Origin of the sequence: Lysobacter sp., assembly GCA_013141175.1 — a bacterium.
In the GTDB taxonomy this organism is placed as follows: Bacteria; Pseudomonadota; Gammaproteobacteria; order Xanthomonadales; family Xanthomonadaceae; genus Lysobacter_I.
This window is the reverse complement of the sequence record JABFRN010000001.1, coordinates 3,634,545-3,648,040: the sequence shown is the minus strand read 5'-3', so window position 1 is coordinate 3,648,040 and position 13,496 is coordinate 3,634,545. Positions and strand designations below refer to the sequence as shown.

Sequence of the window (13,496 nt, the reverse complement as noted above, 5' to 3'; positions counted from 1 at the left end):
CGCCGTCGTGCGCATCCCCCACGGAGCACCGCGATGGCCGCACGACGCGCCATCGCGATTCCTCGTGTGAATACTCTAGACAACTCCCGCACTCTGCTGCGCAATCGATCACGCGCCCGCTGGGAGGGCATCATGGCCAAGTTCAAGAAAGCCGCTGCAAAGAAGACCACCGCCAAAGCCGCCGATGCGCAGGCACAGGCCGAGCACCTCTCCAAGTCGCTGAGCGAATCCGCACAGCAGGTCTGGCTCGCTGGCGTTGGCGCGTTCTCGCGCGCGCAGGCCGAGGGCACCAAGCTGTTCGAAGGCCTGGTGAAGGAAGGCATGGGTCTGGAACAGACCATGCGCAAGTTCGCCGGCGGTCGCGCCGAAGTGGTGCGCGATGTGGTCGAAAACCGCGTGGGCCAGGCCCGCGAGCGCGCCACCGATACCTGGGACAAGCTGGAAAAGGTCTTCGAAGACCGCGTCCAGCGCGCCCTCGTCAAGCTCGGCGTGCCGAGCCGCGAAGACCTCACCGATCTCAGCAGCCGCGTCGAAGCGTTGACCGACGAACTGCGCCGCCAGGGCGGCAAGCCGGCCGCTGCGCCGCGCAAGGCTGCGAAGAAAGTGGCCAAGGCCGTGAAGGTTCCAGCAAAACGCGGCCGTAAGCCGGCAGCGTCGAAGGCCTGAACCACGGTAGTGCCAAATCATGAATGAACGAAACCGCGCGGAGACTCGCCCTCGACGCCCGGCCCGATCGTTCATCTGATAAGTTCGGATGTCATCGCGTTGCCTCCGCGACGCGAGTTCCACAGGCAAGTTTCGGCGGCCTCAAGCCGCTCTTCAACCCGCCAACCAGCTGAGAAGACCGTAGCTCCCCTCCCCTCACGGCTTCAGGTAGGCGGGTTTCTTTTTGTCTCGAGAAAGGCGTACCAGCGGGTTCTGACCGCACGTCTGGCCCGACAGACTTCATTGGCAGTCGCAAAAAAGAAGGCAGCCTTTCGGCTGCCTTCTGCATTTCAAGCTCGGCGACAGGGTCGCCAGACGTTACCAGTGCACACCGCGCATCAGAGAAGCGAACGCGATCTGCTCCTGGCTCGGCTGGTCTTCCTTCAGCGCTTTCTTGTCGCCCTTCGCCGCCGCCGAATCCGGGAACAGCTCGAACGCGGTGCTCATGATCACCTCGTACGCCTTCGGTGCGACTGCGTTGAGCACCGCCGAGAAGATACCCAGGCGGGTCGCGATCCGGCTGGGCTTCTCGATGATGCCCTTGACCACCAGATCCGCAGCTTCGTCCGGACTCAGGGTCGGCACGCTTTCGTACATCTTGGTCGGCGCGATCATCGGCGTACGCACCAGGGGCATGTTGATGGTGGTGAAGCTGATGCCCTTGCCGGACAACTCGCCCTGGGCACAGCGGCTGAAGGCGTCCAGCGCCGCTTTCGAGGCGACATAGGCCGAGAACCGTGGCGAACTGGCGAGCACACCGATCGAACTGATGTTGATGATGTGACCCTTGCGACGCTGGATCATCGTCGGCATGACGCCCATGATCAGCCGCAGGCAGCCGAAGTAGTTCAACTGCATGGTGCGTTCGAAATCGTGGAAGCGGTCGTAGCTGAGCTCGATCGAACGACGGATCGACCGGCCGGCGTTGTTGATCAGGATATCGACATGGCCATGCTCCTTGAGGATCATGGCCACCAGCCGGTCGCAATCGGCCATGTCGGCGAGATCCGCCGTGTAGGCGAAGACTTTGCCACCGCCCTTCTTCATCTCGTCGCGGGCCTTGAACAGTTCTTCTTCACCGCGGGCGACGATCACCGTGGTCGCACCGGCTTCCGCCAGTCGTTGAGCGGTCGACAGGCCGATGCCCGACGAACCGCCGGTCACGACCACGACCTTGCCTTTGACCTTGCCCTTCAGGCTGCGGTCGATGAACAGATCGGGATCGAGGTGACGCTCCCAGTAGTCCCAGAGACGCCAAGCGTAATCGTCCAGCTTCGGCACCGAAATGCCGCTGCCTTTCAAGGCGCGCTCGGTTTCGCGGTTGTCGAATCGGGTGGGATAGGTGATGAATTTCAAGACACCTTTGGGGATCTTGAAGTCGCGCAGCAGCATGCCGATGAAACGCTTCACCGGCGGCAGGCTGCCGACCGCGCCGCGCACGCCGCTGGGGACGAACGCGAACATGCGCGCATCGAGGCGCATGGTCATTTCGGGGGCATGACCGGCGCGGGCGAAGGTGTTCAGCACCTCACCGACGCGCATCGGTTCCGGGTCCACGAGGTGGAAGCAGTGTCCGTCGAGCTTGGGCTTGTGCGCGATGTGATCCATGGCGTCGACCACGAAATCCACCGGCACCACGTTGATGCGACCGCCTTCCAGACCCAGCATCGGCATCCACGGCGGCAGCATTTCGCGCAGCTTCTTGAGGAACGTGAAGAAATAGTACGGACCATCGATCTTGTCCATTTCGCCGGTCTGCGAGTGGCCGACGACCATGCCCGGGCGATAAATGCGCCATTTGATGCGCTTCTCCTTGCGCACCAGACCTTCGGAATCGTGCTTGGTGCGCAGGTACGGGTCGTCCAGACCCTCGGCCTCGTCGAACATGTCCTCGCGGAATACGCCCTGATAGAGGCCCGCGGCGGCGATCGAACTGGTGTGATGGAAGCAACCGGCACCGATCGCCACGCCCAGGTCCAGGGCGTTCTGGGTGCCATCGACGTTCGCCTTGCGCTGGCTTTCGGCATCGGCGGTCAGGTCGTAGATCGCCGCCAGATGGAAGAAGTGCTTCACCTTGCCGGACAATGTCTTCAATTGCGCAGCGGTCAGGCCGCACTTCGCGGCGGTCATGTCGCCGTGCACCGGCACCACGCGTTTCATGTCCCAGGCCATCTTCTTGGCCAGCGCATCGAATTTCTTCTGCGAATCCTTGCGCACCAGCACATAGACCGTGCCCTTCCGTTTCAACAGGTTGCCCACCAGGAAGCGCCCCAGAAACCCGGTGGCACCGGTAACGAAATAACTCATGTCCTCGCCCTCATGAGAATAGAGCCTGACATGGAGAATCCCGAGCCAGGTTCCGGGACTGCGGCGCAGTCCGAAGCAGCTAAGTTGCCAGAGCCGGCGTTCAAGAACAATCCGGGGGCGTAGGGTGACCTCCCCACCGCATGCTTCCCGGCAGCGGACCCGGGCCGGGCGCATACCCCAGTGTCGTATTGACCCGCCCCCCGCGCCATGCTGTCATGCCGCCTCCACGGGAGGGTTAGAACCATGTCCGATCTGCAGAAGAGCTTCGAACAAGCCGCGAAGGATATCCAGAGCCTGGCCGAACGCCCCGACAACGACACCCTGCTGCGCCTCTATGCGCTGTTCAAACAGGGTTCCGAGGGCGATGTCAGCGGCGCCAAACCCGGTTTCTTCGATTTCGTCGGCACTGCCAAGTACGAAGCCTGGGCCAAGCTCAAGGGCACCGCGCAGGACGATGCGAAGAAAAAATACGTCGACATGGTGAAGAAGCTGGCCGGCTGAGGCCGACCCGCCCGGGCCGCTGCCCCACCCCTCGATGGCAAGACAGACCCGACAACGGATCCTCGACACTTCGCTTGCGATGTTCAATACGCAGGGCGAGCCCAACGTCACGACGAACCACATCGCCGACGAGATGGAGATCAGCCCCGGCAATCTCTATTACCACTTCCGCAACAAGGACGACATCATCGAGCAGCTGTTCGCGCGCTACGAGGAGCGCATGGACAACGCGCTCGCCGCGCCCAGCGGTCGGTTGCCCGAACTGGAAGACATCTGGCTGCAGCTGCATCTGGTGTTCGAATGCATCTGGGACTATCGCTTTCTGTATCGCGACCTTGTCGAAATCCTCAGCCGCAACCGTCGCATGCGCCTGCGCTTCGCACGCATCCTCAAGCGCGCCGATGAACGCGCCCACCTCGTGATGCGCGGATTGTCGCAGGCGGGGATCATGCGCGGTTCCGCCGATGAACTGAACGCCGCCGCCACCAATGTGCTGGTGTTGTCCACGTTCTGGCTGAACTATTCGGCCGCCCGTGGCGACAAGGACGAGCAGATCGCGATCCGTCAGGGCATCATCCAGGTCATGATGCTGCTGGCGCCGTTCCTGCGCGATGCCGAACGCGTGCATCTGAACACGCTGATCCGCGCCTATCAGGATTGAGCGATGGTCGTACGCGCACGATCGTGCCGAAGCGTGCGCCCGCGCAAGGAATCGGTTCGCGGAACAGCGTTACCGTGAACGCCACAGGGGACAATCCCAGAGAAAGGAGCTTCTCGTGAAACGCAAGTCTTTCAGAACCGCCCTGGCCGCCACCGCACTCGTCCTGCTCACTGCATCCACGTTCGCGGATGCGGCATGTCGCAGGAATACCTGTTACCAGCAGTACAACCAGTGCCGCGCGTCCGGCACGCCGTTCGCCGTCTGCTATGGCGCCTACGAGGATTGCCTGATCCGCAACGGCTGCCAGATCCCCTGATCGCTTCGCTTCGATCGTGTCGCGCCCGCGCGTCGTGCAAACGGCGCGCGGGCATGCCCGGATTTCCTCACGCCACCGTTCCGGCGGCATGTCCCGACGCCCACGCCCACTGGAAGTTGTAGCCGCCCAGCCAGCCGGTGACGTCGACGACTTCGCCGATGAAATACAGTCCCGGCACCCGTTTCGATTGCATCGTCGACGATGACAACTCGTCGGTGTCGACGCCGCCCAGCGTCACTTCCGCAGTGCGATAACCCTCGGTACCGTTCGCGACCAGCGGCCAGTGCTGCAACTGGTTGGCCATCGCGCGCAACTCGGGATCGTTGAACTGGCGCATCGGGCGGCTCGAAAACCCCAGCTCGCAAAGTCGCTCGGCGAAGCGTTTGGAGAACAGCTCGCCCAGTGCGTTGCGCAGTTCCGCGGCTGAACGTCGCGTACGCAGATCCACGAGCAGGTCGAACGCATCGCCCTGCGGCAGCAGATCCAGATGCAGCGCGTCCCCGACATTCCAGTACGACGAGATCTGCAGGATCGCGGGGCCGCTGACGCCGCGATGGGTGATCAGCATGAAGTTGCTGAACTCGTGGCCCTTGCACTGCGCGGTCACCGGGAACGCCACGCCGCTGAGGTCGGCCAGGCGCTCCTGGTGTTTGCCGGTCAGTGTCAACGGGACCAGGCCGGCGCGGGTCGACAGCACGGTGTGGCCGTACTGGCGTGCCAGTTCGTAGCCGAAACCGGTCGCGCCCATGCTGGGAATCGACAGTCCGCCGGTCGCCACCACCAGCGACGGCGCGCGCAGCTCGCCCTGCGTGGTGCGCACGAGGAAGCCGCCATCGATGCTTTCCACGCGCCCGACGCTGCATCCCGTCTCGATGCGCACGCCGGCATCGGCGCATTCGTCCAGCAGCATCTTCACGATCAACTTCGAGGATTCGTCGCAGAACAGCTGTCCGAGTTCTTTTTCGTGGTACGCGATACCGTGGCGCTCGACCATCTCGACGAAGTGCTGCGGCGTGTAGCGCGCCAGCGCCGATTTGCAGAAATGCGGGTTGTTCGAGATGAAATTGGCGGCGGTGGTGCCGGTGTTGGTGAAATTGCAGCGACCGCCGCCCGACATCAGGATCTTCTTGCCGCAGCGGTTGGCGTGTTCGATCACGCGCACGCGGCGACCACGCTGACCCGCGACGCGCGCGCACATCAGGCCCGCAGCGCCGCCGCCGATGACGATGACATCGGCCGTCGCGACAGCGGTCGTGGTTGGCGGCATGGCGGCGTCCGGAGGGCGATCGGACATGCATTGTAGGCGCTGCATTGCCGCCCGCCTTGCGCCCGACCCCCGACCTCAACGAGCATTGCGGTTCCGCCTGCCCCGAATCGCCGAATGCTGCGCCTGACCGAACTCAAACTGCCGCTGGACCATCCCGAGGCGGCGTTGCGCGCAGCCATCGTGCAGCGGCTGGGCATCGCGGACGGCGACATCGTCGGGTTCACCGTCCACAAGCGCAGCTACGATGCGCGCAAGCGCAGTGCGATCGCGCTGATCTACACGGTCGACGTCGAGCTGCGCGATACGCTCGAAGCCGGCGTTGCCGGACGCAGGCCTGCGCACGTCGCGCCCAGTCCGGATATGCGCTATCGCTTCGTGACACATGCGCCAAGCACGCTGGAATCGCGGCCGGTGGTGATCGGCTTCGGGCCCTGCGGCCTGTTCGCGGCGCTGATTCTTGCGCAGATGGGCTTCCGGCCGATCGTGCTGGAACGCGGCAAAGCCGTGCGCGAACGCACGCGCGACACCTTCGGCCTGTGGCGCCAGGCGGTGCTCGATCCCGAATCCAACGTGCAGTTCGGCGAAGGCGGCGCGGGTACGTTCTCGGACGGCAAGCTCTGGAGCCAGATCAAGGACCCGCACCACTACGGGCGCAAGGTGCTGGAGGAATTCGTGCTGGCCGGCGCGCCGGAAGAAATCATGTACGTCAGCAAGCCGCACATCGGCACGTTCCGCCTGGTCAGCATGATCGAGAAAATGCGCGCGACCATCGAATCGCTGGGCGGCGAGATCCGCTTCGGCGCGCGGGTCGAGGATGTGCGCATCGAAGACGGCCGGCTGCGCGGCCTGGTGCTGAAGGATGGCGAAGCACTGCCCTGCGAACACGTGGTGCTGGCGATCGGCCACAGTGCGCGCGACACGTTCGAGATGCTGCACAGGCGCGGCGTGTACATCGAAGCGAAACCTTTTTCGATCGGTTTCCGCATCGAACATCCGCAGTCGCTGATCGACAACGCGCGCTTCGGCGCGTCCGCCGGGCATCCGCTGCTCGGCGCCGCCGACTACCGCCTCGTGCATCACGCCAAGAACGGACGCGGCGTCTACAGCTTCTGCATGTGTCCCGGCGGCACCGTGGTGGCGGCCACCTCGGAAGTCGGGCAGGTCGTCACTAACGGCATGAGCCAGTATTCGCGCAACGAACGCAACGCGAATGCCGGCCTCGTCGTCGGCATCGGTCCGACCGATTACCCGGGCGACCCGCTCGCCGGTATCGCGTTCCAGCGGCATTGGGAACGCCAGGCGTTCAAGCTCGGCGGCGGCGATTACTGGGCGCCGGGGCAACTCGTCGGCGATTTCGTACGCGGCCGACCATCGAAAGACTTCGGCGACGTGCAGCCTTCGTACACGCCCGGCGTGCGCCTGGGCGATCTGTCCACCGCCCTGCCCGACTACGCCATCGCCGCGATCCGCGAAGCCATTCCCGCACTGGATCGCCAGCTCAAGGGGTTCGCCATGCACGACGCCGTGCTCACCGGCGTGGAGACGCGCACCTCATCGCCGATCCGCATCACCCGCGGCGCCGATTACCAGAGCATCAACACGCGCGGGCTGTATCCCGCCGGCGAAGGCGCCAGCTATGCCGGCGGCATCTATTCGGCCGCGATCGACGGCATCGAAGTGGCGCAGGCGCTGGCCTTGGCGATGACCGGCGAGTGATCGGTCTGGATTGATGAATCAAGGCCGCTGGACCGCTTGCCCGGTGCTGCGGGCTCAGCGCGAAAACCGGCCCTGCAGACGATGCGGCCTGACCCATCCGGCTTCCGAATAACCGTCGACGAAGCAGACCTTCACCTCCGCCATGCCGATGCTGCAGGAATGGATCCAGACGGAAGCGTCCTGCTTGTCGCGGGTGATGAACCACAGGCCGTCGCCGTGCGCCAGGCCCCAACTGCCGACCCGATGCACCAGCAGATCGGCCTCGCCTCGCGCGGTGACGATGGCCACGCGCACATGCGCCTCGCCCATGTGTTCGGTCTGGTACACCCTCGCCATTACGCCCTCTCCATGACCAGCCCTCAACGGTTGTCGACGACCCTTGCCCCTGCCGGCAGCGGCTCGCATACTCGGCCCATTCCCTCGAACGGACACGGGCGATGCTGCTGGAGATCCTGCTGAACCTGCGCAACGATCGCGAACGCGTCAGCGTGATCCATCGCGCCGGGCATTTCCGACCGGAACTCGGCACCGCGCATCCGCAGGAGGATACCCGGCGTACCTCGATTCCGGGCCACTGGGGCTGGGTCGAACAGCCCACCCGCATCGAAGCGCCCGCCACCATCGACGAACCGCTGCCGACGCGCACCCAGACCATCCTGTCCTACCGCGTCCCGGAAGACGTGCGCCATGCGATCAACGGCGACGTGACCGACGCCATGCCGGCGTCGCGCAAGCATGGCATCGCGCTGGATCTGAAGCTGTAGCACAGCACCGTTTCGACGGAACGGTCCGATCCGGAGCTTCCGGAAGACGGCGCTTCAGCGGCGCGACGGATCGTCTGCCGGCATCGATCAGAGATCGGTTTTCTTCAGGCTGCCTTTGACCAGCGCGATCGGCGCGAACGCTTTGGTCGAGGGCTGCTGCCCCTCCTGCCTTGGCGACGGCATGTGCTCGGGGGCCAGGAAAGCATCGTATTTGTGGATCTCCATCGACTGCATCATCTGCACGTATTGATTTCGATCCGCCCCCTTCTTGTAGGCGCCCAGCATCCCGAGCTTCTGGCGCTTCGAATGCTCGACCAGCAGGGATTTCTGCAGCGCCGGCAGTTGCATGTTCTGCTTCAGGTCGGAGGTCAGCGTTTCCGCCTGCCGGTAATCCCCGGTGTTGTCGTTGTGATCGAACAGCGACATCCAGTTGTACTTGGCTGTCTGTCCATGCTGGTAACGCGTGGCCAGGCCACGATAGAGATCCGAAGCGGTTTTCGCCGTGTAGTGCTGCGGATTGGACTCCATGTCCTTGGCCACTGCATGCCATTGCAGGCGATGGGTGTATTCGCCGTGATCCGGCGCTGCACTGCGATCCTTGAACATCCGGCCGCTGCCGACGATGCCCATGAACTCGCCCGAACTGTAAAGCCCGCCCTGCAGCCGCTCTATCTCCGGCGCGAAGCCATGCTGCTGTTCGGTGCGGTACAGCGCATCCTTCAGTTTGACGCCTTGACCGACCAGCTCGTTCAAGCCGCTCAGATGGCCCATGACCGCATGCTTGTCCCGCATCAATGCATCGATGCGTGCGTAGTCCTGCTGGAACATCGGCGTGCGCTTGACCTGCGACATCGACGACAGCGAATGATCGCTGTCGGATCGGCCGCTGTTGCCGCCGCTGCCGCCGAAGTCGCCGCTCATGCGGCGTCTGTCGTTCGTGTCCATGCCTGTCTTCCTTTACGTGACTGGGGGATGCGGATTTCCGTGTGTCGTACGGCGTACCTCACATCGGCGATAACGACGGAGCGGTCGCTTTACGCAGCATTCGCGCGGGCACGCAGCGCACCGTTACTCGCGACGTGTCCATCGTTGGAATTTGTAACCGCGCCAAGCGTCGTATTTCTCCTGCGTGGTGGGCGTGCCCGACAGTCCCGTTTCCCAGGGCCGGTCCGGCTTCAGCGACGCGTGCGTGTCGTAGATGCTTTTCAGCGGTCCGTCGTAAGGCTTGAACACATCGACGATGGTCTTGATGGTTCGAAGCCGCTCGGCCCCGCCCTCTCCGGCGCCGGAATATCCTTTCGTATGATCCGAAAAATCGCTCTTCGCCAGATTGCCATGCTTCACCCTGTAGAGATTGATGCTGGCATCGGTCAGGGCAACGGTGCCGCCGCGCAGGTATTCGGAGACTCCGATTTCGGTCCCCAGCTCCACGGCGGCCCTGCGCTGGTCTTTTGTCGTCGATAGCAGGCCATGCTCCAGGTGCGTGCCCTTGAGCACGCGCAGCGCATCCTTCGCCCCATGCGCGTCCGACAATCGATCGACGATCTTCGGGAATGATTTCGCGCCGGATCCCAACTCGGCTGTCGAGACATTGTGTTTCTGGATCTTGTACTTGTCGCTGACGACTTTCTTGAATTCGCCGTGCGTGTGCGAGAGATCGACATACCCTTTTTTCCAGGTGTTCGCGTTCCTGTACTGGTTGTGCGTGACCAGCGCGCGGCTGGCCGACGCCTCGCTGCTGATCTCCGACCATGCCTGCTCCCTGACCGTGATGCGCGGGACATTGAATTCGGGCACGGGGTTCGGGGTATTCGATGCGCCGAGGAAATCGGCAAGCGTTCTCTTTTTGCTGGCTGACATGACCGCTCCTTGTCGTTATTTTTCCGCGGGAAGATCGTGACCGCGACCGGCCGGGGGCAACGCCTCCAGGTCACGGGAAACCGTCGCGAACATGGCCGACATCTCGTCGTCTTCTTCGCCGCCATCGCACCACGGGTAGTGGAGCGCACGGCAGTACGCAAGCATGTCGCGCCATTGGCACAGGGCGGCGCCCCCGGCGACAGGACCATTGCGGGGGATGTGCCGCGACAGGGCACGCAGCGCGCGCGGGTCGCCGGCCTGCGCATGCAACAGCGCCAGACCCTGCGCCGGGGTCACGGCGGACAGTGTTTCGAACGCCAGCAACATCTGGACGTGATCGTCCGGATGCGGCAGCCCGATCACGTCGGGAAGACACTCCTGCAGTCGACCACCGGCGACGTCGTGGAGTGCGACATGCAGGACGCGGCCGTCGTCGTCGCGCTGGGTCTGATGGATGCTGGCCCCATGGGCGCGATGCCAACGCGCGAGCGCCTCGAAATTCACCTGCAGCACGGCGCCGGAGTGCCGGACGCTTGCGCGTTCCGTCCCGTACCGCAACGCGCCCATGCGGATCTGCGCGATGTCCTTGGCGCCATGATCCGATGCGCGCAACAACAGCCGCCCGCCGCTGGCCCGCAACAGGGTGGACAGTGTCGCCATCGCGCCGTGCGGCAAGGTGAATTCGGCGCCGTCGAGCGACTGCCGGTACGCCGAGAGCAGGCGCATCACGCCATCGCGCTGGGTGGTGGCCCGCCAGTCGAGATTGCCATCCGGGTCGCTCCAGGCTTCACGCAATTCGCCTGCGTGCGAAGCGTAAAGACGCTGCGATTGCGCGGACGCGCCTTCGTGGGCCAATACCACGATGGGATTGCGGATGCGCTGCGGCGGTATGCCCAGGCCCTCGCGATCAAGAAGCAGGTCGCCGCTGGCGAGGAGCGGCTTGAGCAAAGGATGCGCCGCGAGGCGTGCATGGTGCTGGGCATCGAAGCTGCGTGCCAGGTAGCGGATCGGCGGCGCGCGCGGCGCGCGGCCGGACAGCGCCCGCAATACCCGCCATGCGCGCTCGCCTTCTCCAGGGGCAAGATCGACGATCCAGACCACCTCGGCGGGATCGATCGCATGCGTCGCCAGCCCTGTCAGCAGGAACGCCAGCACGGTCTGCGCGTCGTCCTCGGCTTCGCGCAATGCACGCAGGCGTCCCGGTATCCATGACGGACGCGTGGCACCGGCGAAGGGCCGCCAACGGACCTGGTCGTGGGGCAGCATCGCGTCGGATTCGATCAGCATGCCGCGCTGCGCCGTCCACGACAGCGCCCCCCGTGCGTCTGCGATGGCGTTGTCCGGGTGCGCATGCGTGTTCACCCGCGATCTTTGAAGGCGGAGAGCGCGGCGGATTTTCCGCGCACGATCAGCATCGCCGCGAACTGTACGGGCGCCTGCCGGTCGGAAGCGGCCGGAGCCGTGCCGCCACCCTGCGCAGGCGTCGTTTGCGCAGAAGCGATGTGCTGCCGCAACTGCGCCAGCAGCTCGCGGTGATCGATCGCCTGGCCCTGCGATGCATGCGGATTCTCGGGCGACTGCAACGCATGCGAAACGCCGTGCGCGGACTCGATCGGTGCGAATCCGGGCGTACGCGGCATGGCCTTGGTCACCTGGCGCAGCGATCGCATCGCCTGGACCCCATGACCCAGCGTGGACAGCAGGCCGGACTTCGGCCCCTGCTGCAGCCGGCTCAAGGCTTCGACATGCTGTTGCGCCTTGGCGGCTGCTGGCGCGGCGTGCTGGAAAGCCGCGGCTGCCGCTGGCGACGCATTGGCAGCCGCCTTGAATGCCGAGGCGACGGTCGCTTTGGGATCGGTGCTTTCCTTGCGCATTTCGCGCGTCACCTGACGCAGCGGACGCAGCGCCGAAACCCCGTGGCGCAGCGAAGACAGCAGCCCCTTGCCGGGCTGCGCAAGCGCCTTGATATGCGGCGTCGCCGCCTTGACCGACGGCGCGGCGCGCTTGAAGGCCGCTTTCGCGGCGGGCGATGAATTAGCCGCGTTCTTCAGCGCATGCTTCACGTTCACGGGCGCCTGATGATGCGGTTGCGCCGTCTTCGGCATCGACAGACGCATCTGCGCTGCGATCACGAGCGCAACGGGTCTTGCGGCGGGTCCATTGCGGGATGGTGTACTCATGCGATGACTCCTTTGCGGCGCAAGCGCGACGAATGATCAGGCGGCCCGACTCTCGTGTCCGGCCGCCGGATCGCCCAGTCCCAGCAGTTCGAAGATGTTGATCTGGCCACCGCAGCGCACGAACACCTCGCTGTACAACTGCGCGGTGTTCAAACCGCCCCACGCCACCGCGCGCCGGATCAGATACGGCACCGGGCTGTGCGGCTCGATCGTTTCGAGCGCGTGCGCGATCTCGGCCAAGGCGGCATACACCTCGCGCCGATCCAGCGGTCCACCCGGCGGCCCACCCGGCGATCCTCCAGGCCATCCGGCCAGCGGCTCCATCGCGGCATCGCCACCGTCCCCGCCGCCGCCCTGCGATACAGGCACGCCGTCGCCGCTGCGGGTCGGCGTGGTCACGCCGCGGCGACGCGCTTCGGCCACCACGACCACTTCGATGCGCTCCAGCAGATTGCGCATGCTGCTCAGGCCGGGCGCATCGCCCCCCAGTTGCGCATCCAGCGTGCATTCGAGCGCCTGCAATGCCGCCATGCCGTCGCAGAGACAGTCGCGCAGGAACACGATGCGCGCATCCGGGGTACAGGCCAGCGCCGCACCGACATCGGCGAGCGTGGCGCCTTCGATCTCGCCTTCGCGCTGCTTGCCGAGACTGGCGCGCAGTTGCTCGTTGCGCTGCGCCTGCTCCCAGTCGTTCCAGGCGAAATCGTGTCCGCTGCCGGTGGCGGTGATCATCACCCGCCGCAGCGGCGGCAGCAATTTCTGGCCGATCCACAGCAACAGGTTGATGCGATGCTCGCTGTCCTGCGGATGCAGGCTGTCGCCGTATTGCAGAAGCAGCGCATCGATCAGGCGCAGGCAAGGCGCCAACGCCTGGAAACCGCTGCGTGCGATCAATGCTTCCAACAACCATGCCGCCAGTTGCAGGTCCTTGCTGCGGCCAGTCAGCGCCGCCGCCGCCAGTTCGCTGGCCGCCACCCAGTTCGCGCGCTTGAGTTCGCGTTCCCAGGCGCCGAGGGGCAGGCTGGCATCCTCCTCCTCGCGTTCGTGGCGGATGCGGCGGTAGGCCTCGTCCTGCGCCGCCGGCACACCCACCGGCGCGTCGGCGGACACCGGAGCGAGCAGTTCCTCCCAGGCGCAGCCCAATGTGGTGCGGAAGTAGCGGTCCGCTGCTTCGACATTGCCTTCTGCATTTCGGGTCATGCGCTGATCTCCCATATCG

General features: G+C 64.8%; 14 protein-coding genes. 6 read left to right on the top strand and 8 right to left on the bottom strand.

The genetic code is table 11. The annotated features are described in order from the left end of the window. The first annotated feature begins 132 nt into the window (after window positions 1–132). Window positions 133–666, top strand: a complete 534-nt coding sequence (locus HOP03_16075) for a phasin family protein (GenBank protein ID NOT89677.1) — start codon at window positions 133–135, stop codon at window positions 664–666. Window positions 667–1,023: 357 nt separating this feature from the next. Here HOP03_16075 and HOP03_16070 read toward each other — a convergent pair whose 3' ends face one another. Further along, window positions 1,024–3,012: an SDR family oxidoreductase gene (locus HOP03_16070; protein NOT89676.1), complete on the bottom strand. Its 1,989-nt coding sequence runs from the start codon at window positions 3,010–3,012 to the stop codon at window positions 1,024–1,026. A 243-nt stretch (window positions 3,013–3,255) separates the two neighbouring features. Between HOP03_16070 and HOP03_16065 the strand changes: the two genes are divergently transcribed. From HOP03_16065 to HOP03_16055, 3 genes are all read left to right on the top strand, one after another. Continuing rightward, window positions 3,256–3,513: an acyl-CoA-binding protein gene (locus HOP03_16065; protein NOT89675.1), complete on the top strand. Its 258-nt coding sequence runs from the start codon at window positions 3,256–3,258 to the stop codon at window positions 3,511–3,513. A gap of 34 nt (window positions 3,514–3,547) precedes the next feature. Next, on the top strand, window positions 3,548–4,174 hold the full coding sequence (locus HOP03_16060; protein ID NOT89674.1) for a TetR/AcrR family transcriptional regulator: 627 nt from the start codon (window positions 3,548–3,550) through the stop codon (window positions 4,172–4,174). Between the two features lie 115 nt (window positions 4,175–4,289). Then, entirely contained in the window at window positions 4,290–4,490 is a 201-nt protein-coding gene (locus tag HOP03_16055; GenBank protein ID NOT89673.1) for a hypothetical protein, read from the top strand. A gap of 67 nt (window positions 4,491–4,557) precedes the next feature. On the opposite strand, the gene HOP03_16050 is transcribed toward HOP03_16055, so the two are convergent. Further along, on the bottom strand, window positions 4,558–5,757 hold the full coding sequence (locus HOP03_16050) for an NAD(P)/FAD-dependent oxidoreductase (GenBank protein NOT89672.1): 1,200 nt from the start codon (window positions 5,755–5,757) through the stop codon (window positions 4,558–4,560). Between the two features lie 114 nt (window positions 5,758–5,871). On the opposite strand from HOP03_16050, the gene HOP03_16045 reads away from it, so the two are divergent. Next, on the top strand, window positions 5,872–7,473 hold the full coding sequence (locus tag HOP03_16045) for an NAD(P)/FAD-dependent oxidoreductase (GenBank protein ID NOT89671.1): 1,602 nt from the start codon (window positions 5,872–5,874) through the stop codon (window positions 7,471–7,473). Window positions 7,474–7,527: 54 nt separating this feature from the next. Here HOP03_16045 and HOP03_16040 read toward each other — a convergent pair whose 3' ends face one another. Beyond that, on the bottom strand, window positions 7,528–7,809 hold the full coding sequence (locus HOP03_16040; protein ID NOT89670.1) for a hypothetical protein: 282 nt from the start codon (window positions 7,807–7,809) through the stop codon (window positions 7,528–7,530). Between the two features lie 101 nt (window positions 7,810–7,910). On the opposite strand from HOP03_16040, the gene HOP03_16035 reads away from it, so the two are divergent. Further along, window positions 7,911–8,237, top strand: a complete 327-nt coding sequence (locus HOP03_16035; protein ID NOT89669.1) for a hypothetical protein — start codon at window positions 7,911–7,913, stop codon at window positions 8,235–8,237. Between the two features lie 87 nt (window positions 8,238–8,324). On the opposite strand, the gene HOP03_16030 is transcribed toward HOP03_16035, so the two are convergent. From HOP03_16030 to tssA, 5 genes are all read right to left on the bottom strand, one after another. Continuing rightward, window positions 8,325–9,182 (bottom strand): hypothetical protein, encoded by an 858-nt coding sequence (locus tag HOP03_16030; GenBank protein ID NOT89668.1) that lies wholly within the window; start codon window positions 9,180–9,182, stop codon window positions 8,325–8,327. A gap of 123 nt (window positions 9,183–9,305) precedes the next feature. Then, window positions 9,306–10,097: a hypothetical protein gene (locus HOP03_16025; GenBank protein NOT89667.1), complete on the bottom strand. Its 792-nt coding sequence runs from the start codon at window positions 10,095–10,097 to the stop codon at window positions 9,306–9,308. 15 nt (window positions 10,098–10,112) lie between these two features. Next, entirely contained in the window at window positions 10,113–11,459 is a 1,347-nt protein-coding gene (locus tag HOP03_16020) for a hypothetical protein (GenBank protein ID NOT89666.1), read from the bottom strand. After that, window positions 11,456–12,277, bottom strand: coding sequence for a hypothetical protein (locus HOP03_16015; GenBank protein NOT89665.1), 822 nt, complete (start codon window positions 12,275–12,277; stop codon window positions 11,456–11,458). Before HOP03_16015 ends, HOP03_16020 begins: the two co-directional genes overlap by 4 nt. A 36-nt stretch (window positions 12,278–12,313) precedes the next feature. Beyond that, window positions 12,314–13,477 carry a type VI secretion system protein TssA gene (gene tssA, locus HOP03_16010; GenBank protein ID NOT89664.1) on the bottom strand — a complete coding sequence of 388 codons (1,164 nt, stop codon included), beginning with the start codon at window positions 13,475–13,477 and terminating at the stop codon, window positions 12,314–12,316. Window positions 13,478–13,496 lie beyond the last annotated feature (19 nt).

What these genes read in the sequence shown, in the direction of transcription:
- HOP03_16015 (NOT89665.1), bottom strand. Translation starts at nt 12,277, where the DNA reads ATGAGTACACCATCCCGCAATGGACCCGCCGCAAGACCCGTTGCGCTC.
- HOP03_16070 (NOT89676.1), bottom strand. Translation starts at nt 3,012, where the DNA reads ATGAGTTATTTCGTTACCGGTGCCACCGGGTTTCTGGGGCGCTTCCTG.
- HOP03_16040 (NOT89670.1), bottom strand. Translation starts at nt 7,809, where the DNA reads ATGGCGAGGGTGTACCAGACCGAACACATGGGCGAGGCGCATGTGCGC.
- HOP03_16035 (NOT89669.1), top strand. Translation starts at nt 7,911, where the DNA reads ATGCTGCTGGAGATCCTGCTGAACCTGCGCAACGATCGCGAACGCGTC.
- HOP03_16050 (NOT89672.1), bottom strand. Translation starts at nt 5,757, where the DNA reads ATGCCGCCAACCACGACCGCTGTCGCGACGGCCGATGTCATCGTCATC.
- HOP03_16065 (NOT89675.1), top strand. Translation starts at nt 3,256, where the DNA reads ATGTCCGATCTGCAGAAGAGCTTCGAACAAGCCGCGAAGGATATCCAG.
- HOP03_16045 (NOT89671.1), top strand. Translation starts at nt 5,872, where the DNA reads ATGCTGCGCCTGACCGAACTCAAACTGCCGCTGGACCATCCCGAGGCG.
- HOP03_16030 (NOT89668.1), bottom strand. Translation starts at nt 9,182, where the DNA reads ATGGACACGAACGACAGACGCCGCATGAGCGGCGACTTCGGCGGCAGC.
- HOP03_16075 (NOT89677.1), top strand. Translation starts at nt 133, where the DNA reads ATGGCCAAGTTCAAGAAAGCCGCTGCAAAGAAGACCACCGCCAAAGCC.
- tssA (NOT89664.1), bottom strand. Translation starts at nt 13,477, where the DNA reads ATGACCCGAAATGCAGAAGGCAATGTCGAAGCAGCGGACCGCTACTTC.
- HOP03_16060 (NOT89674.1), top strand. Translation starts at nt 3,548, where the DNA reads ATGGCAAGACAGACCCGACAACGGATCCTCGACACTTCGCTTGCGATG.
- HOP03_16025 (NOT89667.1), bottom strand. Translation starts at nt 10,097, where the DNA reads ATGTCAGCCAGCAAAAAGAGAACGCTTGCCGATTTCCTCGGCGCATCG.